Origin of the sequence: Rhodomicrobium sp. R_RK_3 (assembly GCF_002198715.1) — a bacterium.
Taxonomy (GTDB): domain Bacteria; phylum Pseudomonadota; class Alphaproteobacteria; order Rhizobiales; family Rhodomicrobiaceae; genus R-RK-3.
Genome location: NZ_MWLK01000035.1, coordinates 23452 through 44666 on the forward strand (window position 1 = coordinate 23452; position 21215 = coordinate 44666).

Consider the following 21215-nt stretch of genomic DNA (forward strand, 5'->3'; position numbering starts at 1 on the left):
AGGCATTTATTGCGCATCAACTCATTGCGATGGGAGGAATCGATGCCCGATCCTTTGCGGCTCTATCCAGATCTGGGCGGATTTATCGATGACAGCGGGCCCTACGAACTGACCAGCTCGGAGTTTCGGGCCGACGGGCAACGTTGGCTGTTGGTCACGCAGAGCGGAGAGTTCGAAGGCGGGCAGTTGCTCTTTCGGATCGAGGCGGGACGGCTGAAGCCGGTTCGGGCGGATTCCCTCGTTGACCTCAATCCGCGCCTCGCGGAGGCCGAGGCGGCCCATGTCGGATTGGAGCCCAGTCCGGCGGCCGAGGTCAGTGCGGTTGCGACGGCGATGCGCAGTCTGGCCAACCGGCCCAGCGATCCGCCGTCAGAGACGCGATTCTCGACGGCGTCGGGACCGGACGGCGGCAATCTCGCCTGCGTCTGGGCCATTCGCCATTTGGTGCGCGACGTCTTGCGGCGGTGGATCACCCGTTCGGATTCCACGTCGGAATTCGCGGACGACCTGTTCGCGGGCTTCGGCCGGTCCTTTGAGGAGGCCGATCTCGATGAGGGCAGTATCGTCATATCGCCGACCGCCTGGGGCAGCGGCAGCATGCGGGGGCGGCACGGACATGTGGGACTGCTTGGGCCCCGCCAACCCGGCGGCGCGCGGATCATCTACTCGAACTCGAGCGCCCGCAGACGCTGGGAGCAGAATTTCACGCTGAACTCATGGCGTGAGCGCTACGAGCGCGGCAAGCACCTCAAGGTTCTGTTCTTCCCGATCCCCAAGATCGCCGGCGCCTTGGAAGTCGCTGGCGGCCGCGTTGGCCTTGAGGCCGCCGAGGCGCCCGGCACGTTCCTATCCGCCGAGGACCACGGCCCTGATCCGCTCGCAGGCGAGGGACCGCCCCAGCGCGGCGGAGCGGTCTTCGGTCCGGAGACCGAAGCGGTGAGCGCCGATCTTCCGATCAACCGGTCGCAGGCACTCAAGGTCACGCGGTGGATGAAGTCGAATTTTGGGACGAAGCTGACCGCCGCGGTGCAGGGCACGCCATTCTCGATCGATCATTTATGCGCGATCGTGTGCCAGGAGACGGCTTATTTTTGGGTCAGCCTGATCGATCGCCTGTCGCCCCGGGAGATCATCGAGCGCTGCGTGCTCGACGCAAGCGGCGATTATCCGGAGACGAGCCGGTCGGCCTTTCCCGTCGACACGGCCGAGTTCCGCGCTCGCTACGGCGATGATTTCACCAGGCTTCTGATCGAGGAGGCGAACAAGACCCGGGCGCTGCGCAATTACGGGCCGAAGCAATGGGTGTACAAGGGCTACGGGCTTTTCCAATACGATCTGCAATATGTGAAGACCGACGAGGCGTTTTTCAGATCGAAGCAATGGTACGATTTCGATATATGCCTCGAGAAAGCCGCCCGTGAACTCAAGGCAAAATACGCGGCGACCGGCGATGTGTGGTCGGCGATCAAGGCCTATAACGGCACAGGCATGCGCGCCACGCGTTACGCCAACAACGTGATGCGTTTCAGGGAATGGTGCGCCGAGGTGCCATTGGCTTAGCCTTGGATCAGGTGACTTGACGTTGCACCTCGCGGTGGCCGAGTTCGCGCTCACACTTCACCGCGAGGCTTTTCGCACTTCTCCGACCGCTCGCAGTCCCGAGGCCGCCAGCCAAGCTGCCTTCGGGCTGCCAGCCGGCGTTGGCAACCTCATTTAGCGGCGAATTTCTTTTTCATGATGTCCTGGATCAAGGCCAGTTGCCGCCCGTCGGAGCCGAAATCCCAGCACGCGGTTTCCGGCGCCGGATCGCCGACCCTGGCGGCTGCCAAAATAGCACCGGCGAAGGGCGCGGCCTTCTTGTCCTCGTGATAGGCCTTGAGCACCGGATAGAGCTTCGCCCGGTTCAAGAGCGCCCACCGCACCAGCAGGGCGTCGATCTTCGACAGGCCCAGATCCTGCGCCGTTGCCTTGATCTTCTCGCAGAGGGCGAAAACCTTCGCCCAGCTCGTCTTCGTCGATGACGATCCCTCGCCTCCGGTTTCCCGCGTCGGCCTCTCGCCCACCGCATCCGTGGCTGGCACGGCCGGTGCCGTCGTTTCGGCTGGCGCTCCGGTCTTCGGCGCCTTGCTCGCGGCAATCTCGCCATAAAGCTCGAAGGACTGCCCGAGCGCCTTGCTGAAGAAATCCTCCTTCGCGCATGACGCGTTGCCGGGCAGGCATCGGTGGCCCGCGCCCAATCCTTGATGAGACAGGATTTCCTCCGGAGAGATCAAGGCGTTCTCGCCCGGATTCGCATCCAAGATGATCGACGCGCTTCGGCTCTGGTAGATCTCCATGGAACCAACCCCCTCGGTCAGCCAGTTCGGCGAGCTGATCTTGAAATAATAGCCGGCCGGATAGCTGTCGCCGTCCTTGCCGTCGCGGTCTGCCGTCAGGATGGCGAGATATTGGATCGAGGAGGCCGAATTCTGCGACAGCAGTTTGTCGAGGTCGGTCGCGACGGTCGAGACCAGCGCACCGACCGGGGCGGCGATGGGCATCCAGACGGCGCTGGCAGAAAGCGCCAGCTTGGCGATGGTGGCGAAGGCGTCCCCCTCCAACTGTCGGCCCGCGGTCACCACGAAATGCAGCTCATACTCGCCCTCCCCTTCGGCGAAATCGGAATGGATCAGATAGGGGCCGACACGGTCGCCGGCCGAGGCGAAAATGCAGCCCTTGAATTTCGTTTTGGCGTCCGGATTGGAATTGTTGCCATAGGCGAACAGGACCGTCTCGGGCAGGGCCGAGCCACGCGCCGTGCCGCGCTTGCCCTTATATTCGATGCCGAGTTTGGCGGCGGTGAACCAGCTATCGCGGGATCCGTTGCAATTCTTGATGGCGACCGGATCGAGGAAGCGGTTACGCATCGCCAGGAAGGTGTAGAACTCGCCGCCCCGCAAAGGGGCATCGGCAGTACGGGCGCCTTCCGGCTTGCCGAACAGTTCGTCCAGCTTCGCCGCAGGCGCGGCCGCGAGCATCAAATAGCTCGGCGTGTGATACTGCTCAGAAATGAAATTGGCCGGCTTGGTCTGGTCGATCTTGAGCAGCGATCCCCCCGCCGCCTGTGCTTGGCCAGGCAGCGGCGAGACCAACGCGGTTGTCGCCAGCACTCCGGCGGCAAGCCGCGATTGCAATAACTTCGATAGGCTCATCAGTGGCTCCATGGTCCAGATACGCGGCTGTCGGCATGGGCTCCGGGACGCCGGAGTCCGCCTGCCGGGCCGACACGGGAACACCACTCCGGGTTTGGCGGCGTTTTCTGGCGAGCCCCGTCCGGGGCGCAGCGGCGATGCGGCGTTGGACCTTGCTACGGTTCGGCCCTAAAATCGGTCGGGGCGAGCGGGGCCGAGGGATGGGGATCGAGGCGCGACAAACGGGAGTTCTGGCTCTGCTGGCGGCCGGACGGCGCGGCGCGGCGCGAAGGCCCGCATGGCTGGCCGCGCCCCTCGCCACGGTGTTCGGGTGGCGGGCGGCCGAGGCTGCGGCAGCCGTTCCAAGCGCTCGCGTCATCATCGGCACCACCAACGGCCCGGTCGATGTGCTGCTGCTTACGCCGGAGGCAACCGATCAGTCGGTCATGTGCATCGGCGGCGAAACCGACCAAACCGGGGTCAGCGGCCAATATCATGCCTTCACCGACCGGCGCACCGGCATCATCGGCAAGTTGTTCCAGCAATCCGCCTTCCGGATGGACGTCTCCGCCGGCATCGATACCGGGACGAGCTGGCAGCTCGGCGCTTTCGCGGCGCACGCGCTGTTCGCCGCCGGGCGTCTCGAACAGGGGCTGGCGCGCGGCGCGCCGCCCGTTGCCGCCATCTGGGCGAGCGGCGCGGTGCGTGTCGCGGACGGCGCCGTCCGGCCGGTCGAGTTCCTGGCGGAGAAGCTGACCGCCTCGATCGCGGCATTGTCGGAGCATAGCGGCCAGGGTCGGCGGGCGATCGCGCTGGTGCCGTCTGAGAATGCCGGCGAGATCGGCGGCGCGCTGGCCGAGGCGCTGCTGCGGCACGGCATCGAGGTCAGGCCGGTCTCGCATATTCGCGAGGTGCTGGAGGCGCTGTCCCTGCCCGGACGCGGCCGCTCGCGCTCGCCGGGCTGGCTGGTCCTGGTCGGCATCGCCATTGCCGGCGGCTTGTTGGCGCTATCGCTCCGCATCGCCAGCGCCCCCGCGATCTTCGAGCCGCTGCCTTTCAACCCCCAGTCCGATCCCAGCTTCAGTTGCGCGCGCTATCTGCGTGCGAATCCGCTGCAAACCTCGAGCGGCCGCAGCCCGGAGGGCGATCTGATGTGCCACGACCCGCAGACCGCCGCCGTCGACAAGAAAATGGGCGAGGCCTATCGCGAGCTCCAGGCGCTGTTGCCGCAGGAGGAAAAAGAGGCGCTGCAAAAGGTCGAGCATCAGGAATGGCGGCGATGGCGCGACCGGCGCTGCGGCATCACCTGGGAGAATCTGGAGCCCAAGATCCTGCTCAACATCCAATGCCTGATCGGCGAGAACCTCGCCCGCCAGCATGAATATGAAGAACGGATCAAGATCCAGCGCGCCAAGCCCTCGATCCGGCCAAACCTTTCGCCGCCGCTGCAATGACCGCCGGACTCAGATGAGCCAGTGGAAAATCTTTGTGATCTAATTTCGCCAGACGATGGTGATGCCGGTTGCGGGGTCCTTCAACATGCGGACGATTACGGCATGCGCCTCCTTCGCGGTGTCGAGCAGCAATTGCACCCGGCCGTCCACCCCCGGCGCATCGATCGGCAGCATGACGCCGAACTCCCGGTCAGGCGCCTCGATGATAAGACAGCCGGCTTCGCGCCGCCGGTCCGCGCTGGCGATCACCACATAAACTTGCTCAGGCCGCGCATTCGAGGCCGACAGCCGGATCGACCCGCCCGGCGAAAAGCGCTCGGTGACGTCAGGACTCGACGCGGCCGCCGCCAGCCGGCCGATTTCCAGCGCGCGGCCCGATGCGACCAGATCCGCTTTCAGGGCGAGGTAATCCGCGCGCAGCCGCCGGTCGCTGAACAGCAGGGCCTGCTGATCCGGCGCAAGCGAACCGCCCTGGCCTGTGAGCATGCCGTAAAGATCGGCAAAAGCCGGGCGTCGCCGGGCGTCTGCGGTCTCGCCCTCGAGCGAGCGCGCGACGAATAAATCCTCGGCTCGCTGCACAATGGCGGGGTCGGTGATCGACATCAGGGATGCGCTTTCAGGTTCAACCTCGACTGTATAAGGATTGGCGCTTGCCTTCCAGCGGTGGCATGGCCGCCGGACGGGGTGATTGACCTTTTCTTCGGGTTTGATGCATTTTTCATAAGATGCGGGTGTGTTGGGGGCGGGTCATGGGTGCGCCGGTTTTCGGCAGCGTGTCGGCCGAATTGACCGAAGCCATCGCAATGATGGCCGAGCGGACCACGCGGACCGGCGAGCCCTGGTGTCCGCCGCGCGTTTCGGCCGCGATCCGCCGCGCCATCATCGACCGCAGCGAGGATCTGGGGCGTTATGTCCACCAGTCGATGCGCTTTGCGCGGCTGGCCGCCCTGTGCGCGCCGCGCGGCTATGTGGATTTCCTGTACGGCGCGGTTCCGGCCCTCCGTGCCGAGGCCTTCCGCACCGCAATCCGCGCGGCGGGCGCGTGCGGAACGCCAACCGCCCCTGCCTTGCGGATCGGTCAGGACGGCATTGTCCTGCTCGAGCCCGCGATGGCCACCCGCAACGGCGCCGGTTTCGAAATCGCTTATGCGCAGATGCCGGCTTTGGCGGCCTTTCTGGATGTGCTGCACAATACGCTCGGCTATGCCGAGATCGCCGGTCTGCTGGCGCCGATCACGGGCCTCCGCGCCGAGCCGGCAGCCGCCGATGAGGTCACCCGGCTCGTCCGCTCACGGCTGAATGGCTGGCTGTCGCCACGTCTGGAGGCGGCGCACCGGCGGGAGCAGGCCAAGCGCATCCACGAATTTCTGGCCCATCGCCAGGCCGTCCTGCCCGAGGCGATCGACGATGGCATGATCTTCGACTTCTGGCTGGCGAGGGCCGGTTTCTGGCGCGGGCGCATGGACAGCGAGGCGGTGGACCGCGCCAAGCTGGAAAAGCTGGCGCGGGACGAGGGCTTCCGGGTGTTCCGCTCGGCCGCCCGGCTCATGCTCCGCTATCGCCAGGCCCTGCTCGATGCCGTCGCCGAGCGGCGCATGGGCAGCGCGCAAAGCCTCACCCGCTCGGCGGATGGCGAGGATGACCGGACGACGATCGAGATCGCGGATGGCGCGCCGCTCGAACCGGTGGAGCCCTGGATCTCGCCGCTCGCCGAGCTTGCGAGGCCGCCGGCCAACCGGATCAAATGGCTGACGGCCCGGGAAACGCGCCATCTGCGCAACTATCTCGGTATGCCGCCCGAGACCGCCGCCGGACCGGATCCGGACGAGGAGGAAAGCCAGGGCGGCATCTTCGAGCGCGCCGCCTTCGATCTGGCCTTCAGCCGCACGCTGCTCCGCGTCGACGTGCTGGGCGGAATGCAGGCCGACCTCATCGCCCGGCTGAAAAAACGCATGCCGCCGGCCGAAGCGCTCGAAGCGGCGCGCCCCTGCGTCACCGGCGACAGCTACCGCGAGGCAGCCGGCGTGTATGCCGAGACGCGCGATCAGCTTCGTCTCGAAGGGCTGGCGGCGCTGGACATTCTCGGCAGCGGGGGCGATGCCGCAGCGATGCTGCTGGCGGAGCATTTCGGCGGGGTGGATGCGGCGGCGGCGCTGGGTGGTGCACCGGCGGATCGCTGCGAGATCGGCTCGAAGCTCGCAACACTGTTCAGCGGTGCCGCCGTTGGAGATACGGCCGTCACAGCGCTTCTCGCCGAAGCCCGGCGCAGCCGCGCCCGCGTCAACCGCGACGGCTTCCGCAAACAGGACCTGGCCGATGGCGCCGCAACGCTCGCCTACCGCGCTTCCGTGATGCCGCTGATTGCCCTCCACCGCGCGCTGGGTCGCCTCTGCGACCGGTTGGGGGGCGCGCCCTTCCTGGAGGAGGCGGAGGCCGATCGCGATCGGTTTCTTGCTGGCCTGGAATTGATCTACGGGCAGGCTAACACAAATTTCGCGGCCGACATTCTCAGGCCAAGTGATTGAATTTACGCGATTGAATTGCCGCGTCCTCCCGCCTGGACCGGCAGGCCCTCCGCCGACGCTTAGAAAAATGCGCAATGCCCGAAGTGGTGACTTCAGCAGGGGCATTGCCCGAAACGGGCCGCGTCCTCGTCAATCGATAAGAAGCGAAATTCATATGCGAAAATGGAAACGTAAAGCGATGTTCATGAGCCGCCGCAGTTTTCTCAATCGCCTGGGGGCCGGCGCCGCGGCGCTCGCCCTGCAGCCTCCTCGCATCCCTGCCTTTGCCGGCCCGAGCGGCGCGCCGGGCGCCATCAAGATTATCGACAGCGCGCGCGACGTCAGCGATCAGGCTGGCCTGATCCGCTATGCCGGCATATCGACCGTCATCCGCTATTACGCCCGGAATGACGGCCAATGGCCGGGCAAGGTCCTGTCCCCGACGGAGCGGGCGGTGCTCGAAGAGCACGGTCTATCCCTTGCCGTCATCTTCCAGCACAACAATTCGAACCCGCTCAACTTCATGGATGGCGAGAAGAAAAAACTCGACGCGCAATGGGCGCTCACCCATGCGGAGCGGGTCGGCCAGCCGAAGGGCACACCGATCTATTTCGGCGCCGACTTTAACCTGAGGCCGGAGCACGAGGACGCCGTCAAAGCCTATTTCGAGTACGTCGCCTCCGCCTTGGCGGGCAAAGGCTACGAGGTCGGCATTTACGGCTGCGGCGCCGCATGCGCGTTGGTTGGCGGCATCGCGCAATATTTCTGGCTATCGGCATCCGTCGGCTATGCGGGAAGCTCCAGTTTCTACAATTCCGGCGATTGGCATCTGTTTCAGAACAAGATCGAATTGCCAAAGCCCTATGCCAGCCAGCGCCCCGAGAAAAAAGCAGACCGCGTCATCGACACGGATGTCTTGAATGACCGCTTCGAATATTTCGGCCAATGGCGCACCGACGGGACGCCGGTCGTTCATTCAAAGGCGCAGTCTGCGGCCATTCTGGCGCTCCGGGCTTTTGTGACCACCGCCCCGAATGCGGTCCTCTACAAGCGGCGCTCCGGAACATGGGAGGCCACCGGGAAGACGATCGACTATGCGAGAAATGTCAGACTTCTCGGGAGGAGGGGCGACTATGTGGCTTTATCCCTGGATGAAGGCGACGACGTTCAGGGCTATTGCCGGGCATCCGACCTAAGCTGCAATCTTGGCAAGATGCCGCCCTATTCCGACAAGACACAAGGCGCGGAGCTGGCCTGTGAGTGACCTCTGAATTGGACCACCTTTGCGAGATATCTCCGCTGCGAGCGCCCTCTCCTCCACGGAGAGGGCGCGATGCGCCAATCACGGCGTTCCTCCGCAGTTTGCGAAGACCTCCGCGATAACCCCGCGTGTCACACCGCAAGCCGCTCAAGGCGAGCCTTGAAGCCGCCGGTGATCGAGGCGGCGATCTGCTCGGGAAAATCGGCCGGCAGGGCTTGCTCGACCTTAGCCAACGCTTTGGGCGCAAGGCGGTGGAGATCGGCGAAGATCTCCTCGAGGATGGGCGCGGCGACGCCGGCTTGCGCGGCGCTCTGGGCGAAATGCCGGGGCATGATCCTATGGATCGCATAATGCCGGCTAGCGCCGACGGCCATGGCGAGCTTCATCTTGGTGCGCGGGATCTGCCCGGCATCCGCGCTCGGCTGCGCGGAAATCACGTCATAGAGCGGCGTGATGCGAAAGCGCCCGCCCGGCGAGAGAAACAGGCTGAAATTCTTGGCGTGGCCGTCCGTCGCCCCCAGCAGCCAGAACACCACGATCGCCTTGAGGAACTGCCGCTGATCGTCTTCCGGCGTATCGCTGCCTTTGAGCAGGTTCAAAATGGCCGCGATGCCCGGGCCGCCCTCATTCTCATATTTGAGCGTCGGCGGCACCGACAGGGCCTGGCAGCAATCCTCCTGCGGCAGGCGCAGCAAGCGCTTGTCCTTGGTCCAGCGGCGGTCGAAGCGTTGGACGACCAGCACATTCCTGCCCCCGAATCTCGCCAGTTCGGCTTCGGCGCTGGGCAGGCCGAGCGCGGCGGTGAGCCTGAGGCAGAAAAACTCGTTCTCGACGCTGTGGGTCAGGTCGAGCCCGTTGGGCAGGCGGCCGATGCTCGGCTTGAGAATATGCGTCGTCGCCGTGGTCCCGAGCGGCTTGTGCCAGCGCTTTTTCCAGTAGAGCAGCGCGGTCTTTTCCTGCGCGCCGGCGATCGAGATGCGAAAATCCTGGTCGTCGCCGAGGCCGAGCGGGGCGGTTGTGAGGTTGTCCAGCATCGCGCCGATCTCCGCGTCGCCAACCGGCTTGCCGGCGATCGCGCCCGCCGAGTCCGGTTCCTCGCCCTCGGGGAGGAATTGCAGCGCCCCGACGCAGTCCCGTCCGACCGCCGTCAGCAGGCTATAGGCATCGGTGCCCTGGGCCTGCATGCGCTCCGCCAGCCGGCGGCGGATGGCATCGCTGTCGGGCAGCAGATTGTCGAACACGGCGATGACGGGCGCGCCGATATAGCGGTCCTCACGCAGCGGCAGCGACAGGGAGACCGGCAAGGCGTGCTCCCAGTCGAGCCAGGCGCGGTCATAGTGGAAATCGACGGCGCCGCTCGTAAGCCGGTTGAGCCGGCCGACGAGCCGGCTGTTGAGATACACGTCCAGCGGTATATGCCGGCGCGCGCGGGGCATCAGAAAATATCCTCGATCTCGGCGGGCGCGGCTTTCGAGCGCGGCCGGACGACGAATTCCAGATCGAGCGCCGCCAGCACATCGCAAAGCGTGCGAAGCTGAGTGCCGGGCTCGCCGCTCTCTACCGCCGAGACCGTCGCCTGCCGGATCTGAACGCGCTTGCCCAGCGCCGTCTGGCTGAGGCCGAGCTTGCGCCGTCGCCGCCTGATGGCGTCGCCGATCTGCTTGGGGGTGCGGGCGATCTGGTCCATGACGGAACTCCATTGGATCCGTCATGATATACGCCCTGGCGGATAAATTTCAATATACGCGAGAACGTATATTTTGTTTTATACGACTGAGCGTATAAATTTAGAATATGCGCTGTAGCGTATTTTTGGGGGGCGGCGACTCTCGGCCTTCAGCTCGCCGCAGACCAGCCCTCTCCCACGGGAGACCTTTGCGTAAGTCGATTTTGGTTGAGTGATGGCTTGCGAGGCTCTGATTCGGAGGCGGGTGATGCACAAGCAGGTTGGACAGCGGGGCTTTGTCGATCAGCTTTTGGAGCAGCGCAGCGCCCGCAAGGCGCATCTGGCGCGGATCGCGTCGCTGATCGACTGGGCGGCGATCGATCGGCTGGCCGCTCCGATCTACGCCAGCCAGACCGGTCGCCCGAGCTACCCGCCGCTGGTCATGATCAAGGCGTTGCTTCTGGCCCAATGGTACGGCCTGTCCGATCCCGGACTGGAGGAAGCACTCGACGACACGCTGTCGTTCCGGGCTTTTGCCGGCCTCTCGCTGCAGGATGCGGTCCCCGACCATTCCACGATCTGCCGCTTCCGCCAGCAATTGCAGCAGCATAACTTGAGCGAGGCGATCTTTTGTGAGGTCGGCCGGCAGCTGGAAGCGCGTAATCTGATCGTCAAGCGCGGCACCCTGATCGATGCCACGCTGATCGAGGCGCAAGCGGCAAAGCCGGGCTTCGACCAGGGCCGGGCGGCCACCAGCACCGTCGACAAAGATGCCGATTGGACGCGCAAAGCCGGCAAATCCCATTTCGGCTACAAGGCCCACATCGCCGTCGACCAGCATAGCGGCCTGATCCGGAAGGCCATTCTCACCCCGGCAAGCGTCAATGACAGCGAGGTTGCCGACGCGCTGATCCTTGGCGATGAGGGCGCCGTCTATGCGGACAAGGCCTATGAGCAGCGCGGGCGCCGCCAGCGGCTGAAGGGGCTCGGTATCAAAGACCGGATCATGCACCGCAGCCACAAGAACCAGACCGGGCTGCCGCGCTGGCAGCGCCGCCGTAACCGGCTGATTGCTCCGATCCGCGCCGCCATAGAGCGGGTGTTCGGCACGCTGAAGCGCAGCTATGACTACCGGCGGGTGCGCTTCTTCGACCTCGCCAGAAATGCCGTCGATCTGAACTTGCTCTGCGTCGCCTTCAACCTCCGAAAGGCTGCGGCGATGTGGGGATGACGCCCGCTGAAGCTGGGAAGGCCGGCCGGCAGTGCCGGCCGCGGAAGCCTACCCAGTCGCAAAGACCCCGCCAAACGCTTTCGGGCCAAGCGCTGGCGACTTACGCAACCTTCTCCACGGGGAGAGGGCGGCGCGCGAAGCGTGCCGGGTGAGGGGGTAATGCCTCTCCGTGAGGCGACGTCGTGGTCCTACCGATAGGGATTACCCCCTCACCCCAAACGTCTCCCCATGGGAGAGGGAGTCCGGCTGCGGATTGGGCTAGAGGGTGGACCCCGGCGGCGGGGCGGCCGAGACCGCCCGCACCCTAAGGGCGGAGCTAGGCCGAGATGGCCAGGGGCTCGCGGAGGGTGCTGGTGCGGTCGGCGGGGGTTTTCAGCAAGCCCATCTGCGCCAGCTTGGCGAGGATGGCGTCCGCCGCGCCGTCGGCCGTCAGCGCCACGGTGTCGATGGCGACTTCCGGGGAGACCGGCGCCTCATAGGGATCGTCGATGCCGGTGAACTGCTTCAGCTTGCCCTCGCGCGCCAGCTTGTAGAGGCCCTTGCGGTCGCGGCGTTCGCATTCGGCGAGAGGCGTCGCGACATGCACTTCGATGAAGCCGCCATAAGGCTCGATCATCTCGCGGACGTCGCGGCGCGTTGCGGCATAGGGGGCGATCGGCGCGCAGATGGCGATGCCGCCATTCTTGGTGATCTCCGAGGCCACATAGCCGATGCGCAGGATGTTGATGTTGCGGTGCTCCTTGGAGAAACCCAGCTCCGAGGACAGATGCTTGCGCACCACGTCGCCGTCGAGCAGCGTGACGGGACGCCCGCCGATCTGCATCAGCTTGGCCATCAGCGCATTGGCGATGGTCGACTTGCCCGCGCCCGACAGGCCGGTGAAGAAGACGGTGAAGCCCTGGCGGTCGCGGGGCGGATGGGTGCGGCGCAGCTCGGCGATGACGCTGGGAAAGGAGAACCATTCCGGGATCTCCTCGCCCTCCTGCAGGCGGCGGCGCAGCTCGGTGCCGGAAATGTTCAGGATCGCCTCGCCCGGCTGGATTTCGTCGGCGGGGGCGTATTGATGGCGGTTCTGGAGATAGACCATCTCCTTGAATGGCACCATCTCGATGCCGAGCTCTCCGGAGTGCCGGGCAACCAGCTCCTGCGCATCATAGGGGCCGTAGAAGGGCTTGCCCTCGCTGTTATTGCCGGGGCCGGCGTGGTCGCGGCCGACGATCAGATGGGTGCAGCCGAAATTCCTGCGGATGATGGCGTGCCAGAGCGCCTCGCGCGGGCCGGCCATGCGCATGGCGAGGCCGAGCAGGCTGAGCGTGGCGCCGCCTTCGGGGTAATGCGGCAGGAGCGCTTCATAGCAGCGCACGCGGGTGAAATGATCGACGTCGCCTGGCTTGGTCATGCCGACGACCGGGTGGATGAGGAGCTTGGCGCCGACCTGCTGGGCCGCGCGGAGGGTCAGCTCGTAATGGGCGCGGTGCAGCGGATTGCGGGTCTGGAAGGCGACGATCTTGTTCCAGCCGAGCGCGCGGAACTGCGCCTTGAGCTCGTTCGGCGACTGGCGGCGCTCGCGGAAATCATAATGGTTCGGCGCCTGCAGGCCGATCACCCGCCCACCGACATAATGGCTGCCGGCCTTGTCATGCAGATAGCGCACGCCCGGATGGGCGGCATCGTCGGCGCCGAATACGAATTCGGCCTCGCGGGCCTTGTTCGGCTGCCAGATCGACTGCACTTCGAGCAGCGCCAGCACGATATTTTCCGGGTCGCGCAAGGCGATGCGCTGGCCGATTTCCAGCTTGCCGGCGAAATCGGCGCCGACGTCGAGCGTCACCGGGATCGGCCACAGCGCGCCGGATTCCAGTCGCATCTCCGAGAGGACCCGGTCATAGTCGCCCCGATTGAGGAAACCGGCGAGCGGCGCGAAGCCGCCATTCATTAAAAGTTCGAGGTCGCAAAGCTGGCGCGCGCTCAAATCCCAGGAGACAAGTTCGCCGGCTTCCGCCTTCAACGCCGCAAGCTCTTGGGCGGGCGCGAACAATTCCGGGGTGGCTCCGGCGCGATTGAGGGCGGCAAAAGACGCCGCAGCTTCGGTCTCGCTCATCTTCGTCTCTCAAACAGTGTTGTTCTGAATATAGTACGATTCGTGCGGTTTACCTAACACACTGCCGTCAAGAGTCAATGAGCGAACTTATGCGGGGCTGCCATGCATGCGTGCATGATCAGCATGCGAACATGCGGCCGAGGCCCGATATCCGCCGGGCCCCGCGCAAATTCTTCTGCCGATCAGAGGGTTATGACGCCCTGCTTCGAAAGCGGGGCTAGGACGCCGCGAGGTGGTTGACCAGCCAGCGCGCTGTGCGTAACAGCCGCGCATCCTCGCGCCGCGCCCCGATGAGCTGAACCCCGACCGGCATTGCGTCCACTTCCAGCAGCGGCAGCGACAGCGCCGGGACGCCCAGATAGGTCCAGAGCGTGCAGAAGATCGGATCGCCGGTGGCGCCGAGGCCGAGCGGGGCGGGACCGGAGGTGGCCGGTGTCAGGATGGCGCCGTAGCGGTTGAACAGATCCTCGAAGCGCTCGGCGAGCCGTGCGGCCTGATCGCGGGCATTGTTGTACTGGACGGCGGTCACATGGCGGCCCTGGTCGATCATGCCCCGCAGGCGCTCGCTCATGGCGTCGCCGCTGCGCTCCGCCAGCGGGCCGAAATGGCGGGCGAGGTCGGCGAGCATGATATGGCCGTGCCACTCGATCGCCGAGGCGAAGCCGTCCGGCAGCGCGACCTCCTCGCAATGGGCGCCGAGCGCGTCCGCCAGTTCCTCGAAGGCGGCCTTGGTGCCGGCCTCGGCGCGGTCCCAGACCGGCGATTTGACGAAGCCGAGCACGGGCGGCAGCGGCGGCTCGGCGATGGCGGTGCGGTAATGGCTGCCCCTGCTCCTCGGATACATGCCGGCATCCTCCGGGTCATAGGCCGACAGCATGTCGGCGGCGACGGCCAGGTCCTCGATCGAGCGGGCGAAAATGCCGGGCGTGTCGAGCGGCGGCGATTGGGTGAGGACGCCGGTGCGCGAGATCAGGCCGAATGTCGGCTTGAGGCCGTAGACGCCGCAGAAGGAGGCGGGGCGGATCACCGAGCCGTTGGTCTGCGTGCCGAGCGCGAAGGGCACCATATGCGCCGCGACCGCCGCCGCCGAGCCGGAGGAGGAGCCGCCGGGCGTCCGCTCGGGGTTATGCGGGTTGCGGGTTTTGCCGGGGTGGTAGACGGCGAATTCGGTCGTCACCGTCTTGCCGATCAGCACGGCGCCGGCCTCGCGCAGCCGTGCGATGGCGGCGGCGTCGCGCAAGGGCTGGCGGCCGGAAAAGAGCGGGCTGCCATATTCGGTCGGCATGTCGGCGGTGTCGAAAATGTCCTTGGCGGCGAAAGGCACGCCGTGCAGCGGCCCGACCGGGCGTCCGCTCGACCGCTCCAGATCGGCGTTGCGGGCCTGCGCCAGCGCCTGCTCCGCATCCAGATGCGTCCAAGCGCCGACCGTTTCTTCACGCTCTGCGATCACCGAAAGACACGCGGCGACAAGCTCTTCGCTTCGACAGTTACCGGCGTGGATTTCGGCCGCCATCTGAACAGCCGTAAGCTGAGCAAGTTCCGGTACAGACATGATAACTCCTTTAGGGCACAATTATCGTTCAAGATGGCGCGGCTGATGACGAAGCGTTTACCGTATCTTGACCGTTATCGCCATAAAATGGCCCGAATTCGACAAGGGCTCCGGTGAGTTCGGCGTGAGGATTGTGAGTATGAGCATGGTTTTTCAGCGTTTGCGCCGAAAATGTGTCGAATCAGCCACATTCTCCGCGCAATTCGGCACGGGGAACCGGCTGCAACTCTTGATAAGCCCTGCCACTTCATGGACTAATCTTAACCGGATTGGGCACAATCCAGGAGAGCATGCGTACATTGCGCAGGGCTTTCGCACTCGACCCAGCCTGCCCGGGTCGGACCGCGAAGAGATGGGGATGACTGAGATTCGCTCCGGCAAATATACGATTTGCCTCAGGCATCTTGTTGCCTGCGTGGCCTTGCTCGTTGCGTTGGCGCCGGTATCCGGCGGCGCCGCGGCGCGCGAGCTCGTGAGCTGGGACGGCCCGCAGGAACTCGGCACCGTCGTCATCAAAACCTCCGAACGCCGGCTCTATTACGTCCTCGGCCACGGCATGGCGCTGCGCTACGACGTGGCCGTCGGCAAGGCGGGCATGCAGTGGGCCGGACAGACTTTCGTACAGGCCAAGCGCGAGCACCCGACCTGGACGCCGACGCCGCGCATGCGCCGCGAAAACCCATATTTGCCCCAGTCCATTGGCCCCGGCGCGAGCAACCCGCTCGGCGCGCGCGCCATTTACCTCGGCTGGACGGAATATCGCATCCACGGCACCAACGCGCCCTGGTCCATCGGCAGCGCTGCGTCAAGCGGCTGCATCCGAATGCGGAACGGGGATGTCGTTGATTTGTTTCAAAGAGTTCACATCGGCGCCCCGGTTCATGTGATCCGGTAGGCATTTTCTCAACACCCGGCATTCGGGATTTAACACGCGGCAAAGCGACTTAACGGAGGGTATCATGTTCAAAGGCTTCATCAGAATGGCGGCGTTCGCCGCCGGCGCCGTGGCGCTGACCGTCATGGGCGCAAACAGCGCCCGCGCCGACTTCCTCGACGACCTTTTCGGCGGCGGCCCCAGCTACGGCGGCAGCAAGACGATGGTCCGCTTCTCGCCGAAGTTCAATCCCGGCCAGATCATCGTCAGCTTCGGCGACCGCCGTCTCTATTACGTGACCCAGAAGGGCCAGGCGATCAGCTATCCGATCGCAATCCCGAAGGGCGAGGCCCGCTGGGCCGGCGTGCTGAGCGTCAGCGCCAAGAAGGTCAATCCCGACTGGACGCCGACCCCGGAAATGCGCCGTGAGAATCCGAAGCTCCCGGCCTATGTGCCCGGTGGCCACCCGCGCAACCCGCTCGGCGTCCGCGCCCTCTATCTGGGCTCCTCTCTCTACCGCATTCACGGCACCGACGCGCCCTGGCTGATCGGTCAGGAAGTCTCCAAGGGCTGCATCCGCATGCACAATGCCGACGTCGTCGACCTGTACAACCGCGCCAATGTCGGCGCCCGCGTCACGGTCACCTGGTCGCGCTTCAATACCTCCTCGTCGTAATCGGCGACTCTGTTAAGTCTGCCCGAAGGGCCGGAGGAAACTCCGGCCTTTTGGTTTTTAGGCGGAACGAGCGACAGCGCTGCGGAGTGCTTCTGCCTTCCAACCAAGACCAATCCGCGCTAATGCGTCTCGTGCAGGCACTTGCCGTGGTCGGCGAGCACGTCGATAACGCGGCACTCGGCGATCCGCCCGCCCGAGCACGCCTCGACCATCCGCGCCAGTTCCTCGCGCATCGCCTGCAGCCGGGCGATCTTGTCGTCGACCTCCTGCAAATGACTGGCGGCCAGCGCGTCCGCTGCCTCGCAAGGGGCGTCCGGATGGGCGGCGAGTTGCAGCAGGCTGCGCACGACATCCAGCGAAAAGCCCAATTCACGTGCATGTTTGATGAACAACAATCGCCGCAATTCCTTGTCACCGTAGCGCCGCTGGCCGCCAGCGGTGCGCGGCGCGGCCGGCATCAGGCCGATTTCCTCGAAATAACGCAATGTCTGCACCGCGTAACCGGCCCGTTTAGCCAATTCACCAATCGCGAAGTCCATGTCATTTTTTCCTTGAAGCTACAGTCACTGTAGATGTTAGCGTCAGCTCAAGATTTTCAAGGGAGTACGGCGATGTCGGCGAGTTGCGGCCATCACAATGCGAGTTTCGAGGGCATGGACCCCCGCTATAAGCGGATCTTGTGGACCGTCATCGCCATCAACGGGGCGATGTTCCTCGTCGAAATGACCGCTGGCGCCCTGGCCGGATCGCAGGCGCTGCAGGCCGACGCGCTGGATTTCCTCGCCGATACGCTCACTTATGGCGTCAGCCTCGCCGTGATCGGCCGCTCCATCGCCATTCGCTCGAACGCCGCCCTGCTGAAGGGCGCCAGCCTTGCCCTGATGGGCGCATGGGTGTTCGGCGCGACGGCCTATCAGCTCCTGGTGCTCGGCGTGCCGAGCCCCGGCGTGATGGGCGGCGTCGGCTTTCTGGCGCTGGCCGCGAATGTGGCGAGCGTGCTGTTGCTTGCCCGCTACAAGGATGGCGACGCCAATGTCCGCTCGGTCTGGCTGTGCTCGCGCAACGACGCCATCGGCAATGTCGCGGTGATGGGCGCCGCCGTCGCCGTCTGGGCGACCGCCAGCGCCTGGCCCGATCTCATCGTCGCCTTCGCCATGGCCGGCCTGTTCCTGGTCTCGGCCGTCACGATCTTCCGCCAGGCCCTCGCCGAGCGCCGCGGCGAACCCGCCGGCCGCCTCGCCACCGAGCCGCATCTGCATCACGATCATTAGCGCCGGATCATTTTGACCGGAAGCATCGCCCCTCAGCGGCACTGCACAGGCGCGTCAACTGTGTGTGCCGCCTTCCAACGGTCGGATCGGCATTCGGTCAAGTGCCTTACATGCCCCAGCGCAACGCCGCCGTGTGAACGGGGGCGTCCCAGAACGACCGCAACTCGGCGTCGAGCTTGGTCAGCGTGATCGAGCACCCCGCCATGTCCAGTGAGGTGCAGTAATTGCCGACCAGCGAGCGGGCGATGCTTAGGCCGCGCGCCTCGCATTGGCGGCGGGCGGCGTCATACATGCCGTAGAGCTCCAGCAGCGGCGTGCCGCCCATGCCGTTGACCAGCAGCAATACCTCCTGGCCCGCGCCCGGCTTCAGGTCCTCGCAGATCGCGCCGACCGTTTCGGCGGCGATAGCGTCGGCGCTCATCATGGCGACGCGGCGGCGTCCCGGCTCGCCATGAATGCCCACCCCCATTTCCAGCTCGTTCTCGCCGATGTCGAAGGTCGGACGGCCGGCGGCGGGCACCGTGCAAGAGGTCAGCGCCACGCCCATCGTGCCCGAGGCCGCATTGATGCGCTCGCCGAGCGCTTTGCACCCGTCGAGATCCGCGCCCTTTTCCGCCGCCGCGCCGACCATCTTCTCGACGATGACCGTCGCCGCCACGCCGCGACGCCCTTGGCTGTGCAGCGAGGTCTCGACCGCGACGTCGTCATTGGTGAGCACCGTCGCGATGCGGCCGTCGCTCATCTCGGCGGCCATCTCGAAATTCATCACGTCGCCGGCGTAGTTCTTGACGATGAAGAGAACGCCTGCCCCGCCGTCGATGGCCTCGGCGGCGGCGAGCATCTGGTCCGGCGTCGGCGAAGTGAAAACCTGGCCGGGGCAGGCCGCGTCCAGCATGCCGTAGCCGACGAAGCCCGCATGCATCGGCTCATGGCCCGAACCGCCGCCGGACAGGAGCGCGACCTTGCCCGCTTTCGGCCCAGCCTTGCGGGTCACGAACATCGGCTCGAAATGCACTGAAACGATATCGGCATGGGCGGCGCCGAAGCCGCGCAGGCTTTCGGTCAAAACGTCGTCGACCGCGTTCATCAGCTTTTTCATCTGGCTTCCTCCCTTATTTCTTATTGGCGCTGTCCTCGGCGTCCCGCACCAGAGCGATCAGGCGCTCGGCGAAGTCGCGGATCATCAGCTCGACCTCGTGGCGGCGCCCGGGATCGGCGAATTGCGGCAGCGGAATGCGCAGCACATCCGCCTCGAGCGACGCCAGTTCCTCGATGGCTCCATATTGGCCCGGATGGGCGCGCGCATAAATCTCCATGAACCGGCGCTGCTCTTCCAGGCTAAAATGGCAGACCTTGAACAGCGCCGGGATGTGCTGCGCGGGCAGCGGCACCCGGTAGGACGGATTGGTGATCTGCGAGATGAAGCTTTTATGGGTGCCGAGAGCTTCGGCCAGCTTCTGCCGCGTGCCGGAGGGGCGGCGGTCGAGATAGAGGCGCAGCAGGGCCTTATACTCGGCGATGGGTTCGATAGGCTGTGCGCTGTCATCGGCCATGGGTCTATTCCGGGGCGGTGCGGCTGATGGCGAGTTTGACCGCGCCGATCTGCGCCGGGGCGCAACTTAGGCTGCGCAGGCCGGTGGCGAGCAGCGGGGCGATCAGATGCGGCGTGGACGCCATGTCGCCGCAAAGGCTGACTTCGACGTTGCGATGACGGGCGGCCGCGACGGTTCGGGCGATAAGTTCGAGCACGGCCGGGTTCAGCGGATCGGCGAGCGGGGCAAGGGCGGCGTTGTCGCGCGCGCTGGCGGTTGCGTATTGGATGAGGTCGTTGGAGCCGATGGAGTAGAAATCGGCGTTGAAGGCGGCGGCCGTCAGCGCGGCGGCGGGGACTTCGATCATCATGCCCAGTGGCGGCGTCGCACAGGGCATCCCGGCGCGTTGCAGGGCGGCGATCTCGTCGAGCATCATCTCGCGGGCGGTTGTGAGTTCGGCGGGCACCGTCACCATCGGGACCATCACCTTGACCGGGCCGAGCGCCGCCGCCCGCGCCAAGGCGCGGAGCTGGGTGCGGAAAATGTCCGGCTTGGCAAGGGAGAGTCGCAGGCCGCGCACGCCGAGGAAGGGGTTCGCCTCGCCGTCGAAGGTGATGCCGGGGATGGGCTTGTCGCCGCCTGCGTCGAGCGTGCGGATGGTGACGGGACGGCCCTGCGCCCAGGAGATCAGCCGCGCATAGAATGCGAATTGCGCCTCCTCGGTCGGCTGGCCGTGCCGGAACAGGAATTCGGTTCGGGTGAGGCCGACGCCGTCGCAGATCTCAGGCGGGATCGAGTCGAGGCGGTCCGGCTCGTCGATGTTGACGAGCACCTGCACGCGTTCGCCGCGCGGGGTCATCGCAGGCTTGCGGATGAGGGCTTCGATCGCGCGGTCATCATGGCTCGCGGCAGACAGCCGCGCCGTTGCGGCGGCAAGGGTCGCGGCGCTCGGCCCGGCAATCACCACACCCTCCGGCGCGTCGAGAATTGCAGGTGCGCCGTCTTCGAATGCGTCGAATTCCGCCGACAGGCCGACGATGAGGTTCACGCCCCGTGACCGGGCCAGAATCGCGACATGGCTCGTCGGGCTGCCGCCGAGCGTCGCCGCGCCGCCGATGCCGGTCCAATCCAGGTCAAGGAATGTAGATGGGGTGAGTTCCGCCGCGATGAGGATGGCGCCGTCGGGCAGTTCCGCCGCCGCGCTCGGCTCCTGCACCGCACGCAGCACGCGGGACTTCAAATCCGCAAGGTCCGCCGCGCGCGCGGCAAGCGTATCGTCGCCGCCCTTGCGATAGTCCGCGATCTCCGCGTCCATCGTGGACGCCCACGCCGCATCCCACGCCTCGCCGTCCGCAATCGCGCGAAGGACGGGCGCCAGCAAATCCTCATCGCCGAGCAGGGCGAGCTGAAACTCCAGGATCTCGCCGGCCAATTCGTCCTCGGAGGCAATCAGCCGATCGATTTGCCCGGCGGCCTCTGCGATCGCCGCGCGAAACGCCCTCCGCTCTTCCTCAACGCCCGCAAATGCCCGCTGCGCCGCCGCCTTCTCCCGCAGCACGACCACCGGCCCGATCGCGATGCCGCCGGACACGCCGATGCCTCGAAATCTCCGTTCGGGGGCATCCTCAGTCATGGAAATCCCGCTGCACCAGCGCCATCAGCGCATCGACCGCGCTCCGCGCATCGTCGCCCGCCGCGCGGATATGCAGGGGCAAACCCGCGCCTGCCTTCAGCTTCATCACCGCGTTGGGCGACTTGGCGTTGACCCAGTCCCCGCCGCCCTCGGCGCGGATTTCGATTGCCGCCTCAAACGTCTTCGCCAGCCGCGTCAGCTTGACCGCGGGCCGCGCATGCAGCCCGGTCGGGTCGCGGATCACCGCGTTGCCGACGATCCAGTCGAGGTCGCGCGCCATGTCGGTCATG

19 protein-coding genes are annotated in these 21215 nt (G+C 65.7%); 8 read left to right on the plus strand and 11 right to left on the minus strand.

Annotation, left to right across the window (positions count from 1 at the left end; genetic code table 11):
• Window positions 1-42 precede the first annotated feature (42 nt).
• Window positions 43-1560 (plus strand): hypothetical protein, encoded by a 1518-nt coding sequence (locus tag BLEFHOIH_RS21600; protein ID WP_088348115.1) that lies wholly within the window; start codon window positions 43-45, stop codon window positions 1558-1560.
• 149 nt (window positions 1561-1709) lie between these two features.
• Here the strand turns inward: BLEFHOIH_RS21600 and BLEFHOIH_RS21605 are convergent, their stop codons facing one another.
• A complete protein-coding gene (locus BLEFHOIH_RS21605) occupies window positions 1710-3191 on the minus strand; it encodes a hypothetical protein (RefSeq protein WP_125461847.1) in 1482 nt (493 codons plus the stop codon).
• 200 nt (window positions 3192-3391) lie between these two features.
• On the opposite strand from BLEFHOIH_RS21605, the gene BLEFHOIH_RS21610 reads away from it, so the two are divergent.
• Window positions 3392-4624 carry a lysozyme inhibitor LprI family protein gene (locus BLEFHOIH_RS21610; protein WP_088348117.1) on the plus strand — a complete coding sequence of 411 codons (1233 nt, stop codon included), beginning with the start codon at window positions 3392-3394 and terminating at the stop codon, window positions 4622-4624.
• A gap of 39 nt (window positions 4625-4663) precedes the next feature.
• On the opposite strand, the gene BLEFHOIH_RS21615 is transcribed toward BLEFHOIH_RS21610, so the two are convergent.
• Complete coding sequence (locus tag BLEFHOIH_RS21615) at window positions 4664-5227, minus strand: hypothetical protein (RefSeq protein WP_088348118.1); 564 nt, start codon at window positions 5225-5227, stop codon at window positions 4664-4666.
• 146 nt (window positions 5228-5373) lie between these two features.
• Between BLEFHOIH_RS21615 and BLEFHOIH_RS21620 the strand changes: the two genes are divergently transcribed.
• Window positions 5374-7149, plus strand: a complete 1776-nt coding sequence (locus tag BLEFHOIH_RS21620) for a hypothetical protein (RefSeq protein WP_088348119.1) — start codon at window positions 5374-5376, stop codon at window positions 7147-7149.
• Window positions 7150-7216: 67 nt separating this feature from the next.
• Window positions 7217-8392 carry a DUF1906 domain-containing protein gene (locus BLEFHOIH_RS21625; protein WP_088348120.1) on the plus strand — a complete coding sequence of 392 codons (1176 nt, stop codon included), beginning with the start codon at window positions 7217-7219 and terminating at the stop codon, window positions 8390-8392.
• A gap of 128 nt (window positions 8393-8520) precedes the next feature.
• Here BLEFHOIH_RS21625 and BLEFHOIH_RS21630 read toward each other — a convergent pair whose 3' ends face one another.
• Window positions 8521-9825, minus strand: a complete 1305-nt coding sequence (locus BLEFHOIH_RS21630; RefSeq protein ID WP_088348121.1) for a type II toxin-antitoxin system HipA family toxin — start codon at window positions 9823-9825, stop codon at window positions 8521-8523.
• Window positions 9825-10076, minus strand: coding sequence for a helix-turn-helix domain-containing protein (locus BLEFHOIH_RS21635; RefSeq protein WP_088348122.1), 252 nt, complete (start codon window positions 10074-10076; stop codon window positions 9825-9827). The genes BLEFHOIH_RS21630 and BLEFHOIH_RS21635 overlap by 1 nt, the downstream gene beginning before the upstream one ends.
• Window positions 10077-10323: 247 nt before the next feature.
• Between BLEFHOIH_RS21635 and BLEFHOIH_RS21640 the strand changes: the two genes are divergently transcribed.
• Window positions 10324-11286 (plus strand): IS5 family transposase, encoded by a 963-nt coding sequence (locus BLEFHOIH_RS21640; protein WP_245297136.1) that lies wholly within the window; start codon window positions 10324-10326, stop codon window positions 11284-11286.
• Window positions 11287-11602: 316 nt separating this feature from the next.
• On the opposite strand, the gene BLEFHOIH_RS21645 is transcribed toward BLEFHOIH_RS21640, so the two are convergent.
• Both BLEFHOIH_RS21645 and BLEFHOIH_RS21650 read right to left on the minus strand, forming a co-directional pair.
• The gene (locus BLEFHOIH_RS21645; RefSeq protein ID WP_088348124.1) at window positions 11603-13387 is read right to left on the minus strand and encodes a bifunctional sulfate adenylyltransferase/adenylylsulfate kinase; all 1785 of its coding nucleotides are present in this window, start codon (window positions 13385-13387) and stop codon (window positions 11603-11605) included.
• A gap of 217 nt (window positions 13388-13604) precedes the next feature.
• A complete protein-coding gene (locus tag BLEFHOIH_RS21650; RefSeq protein WP_088348125.1) occupies window positions 13605-14939 on the minus strand; it encodes an amidase in 1335 nt (444 codons plus the stop codon).
• A gap of 139 nt (window positions 14940-15078) precedes the next feature.
• Between BLEFHOIH_RS21650 and BLEFHOIH_RS21655 the strand changes: the two genes are divergently transcribed.
• Window positions 15079-15834 carry a L,D-transpeptidase gene (locus BLEFHOIH_RS21655; RefSeq protein WP_348626065.1) on the plus strand — a complete coding sequence of 252 codons (756 nt, stop codon included), beginning with the start codon at window positions 15079-15081 and terminating at the stop codon, window positions 15832-15834.
• Window positions 15835-15898: 64 nt separating this feature from the next.
• Window positions 15899-16489, plus strand: coding sequence for a L,D-transpeptidase (locus BLEFHOIH_RS21660; protein ID WP_088348126.1), 591 nt, complete (start codon window positions 15899-15901; stop codon window positions 16487-16489).
• 119 nt (window positions 16490-16608) lie between these two features.
• On the opposite strand, the gene BLEFHOIH_RS21665 is transcribed toward BLEFHOIH_RS21660, so the two are convergent.
• Window positions 16609-17028, minus strand: coding sequence for a helix-turn-helix domain-containing protein (locus tag BLEFHOIH_RS21665; protein ID WP_088348127.1), 420 nt, complete (start codon window positions 17026-17028; stop codon window positions 16609-16611).
• A 72-nt stretch (window positions 17029-17100) separates the two neighbouring features.
• Between BLEFHOIH_RS21665 and BLEFHOIH_RS21670 the strand changes: the two genes are divergently transcribed.
• Entirely contained in the window at window positions 17101-17760 is a 660-nt protein-coding gene (locus tag BLEFHOIH_RS21670) for a cation transporter (protein WP_245297137.1), read from the plus strand.
• A 106-nt stretch (window positions 17761-17866) separates the two neighbouring features.
• Here BLEFHOIH_RS21670 and dhaK read toward each other — a convergent pair whose 3' ends face one another.
• Genes dhaK through BLEFHOIH_RS21690 form a run of 4 tightly spaced genes read right to left on the minus strand, consistent with a single transcriptional unit; the run spans window position 17867 to window position 21214 of the window.
• A complete protein-coding gene (gene dhaK / locus BLEFHOIH_RS21675) occupies window positions 17867-18859 on the minus strand; it encodes a dihydroxyacetone kinase subunit DhaK (RefSeq protein ID WP_088348129.1) in 993 nt (330 codons plus the stop codon).
• Window positions 18860-18872: 13 nt separating this feature from the next.
• On the minus strand, window positions 18873-19313 hold the full coding sequence (locus BLEFHOIH_RS21680) for a hypothetical protein (RefSeq protein WP_088348130.1): 441 nt from the start codon (window positions 19311-19313) through the stop codon (window positions 18873-18875).
• A 4-nt stretch (window positions 19314-19317) separates the two neighbouring features.
• A complete protein-coding gene (ptsP, locus tag BLEFHOIH_RS21685; RefSeq protein ID WP_088348131.1) occupies window positions 19318-20925 on the minus strand; it encodes a phosphoenolpyruvate--protein phosphotransferase in 1608 nt (535 codons plus the stop codon).
• Window positions 20918-21214, minus strand: coding sequence for an HPr family phosphocarrier protein (locus BLEFHOIH_RS21690; protein ID WP_245297138.1), 297 nt, complete (start codon window positions 21212-21214; stop codon window positions 20918-20920). Before BLEFHOIH_RS21690 ends, ptsP begins: the two co-directional genes overlap by 8 nt.
• Between the last annotated feature and the right edge of the window lies 1 nt (window position 21215).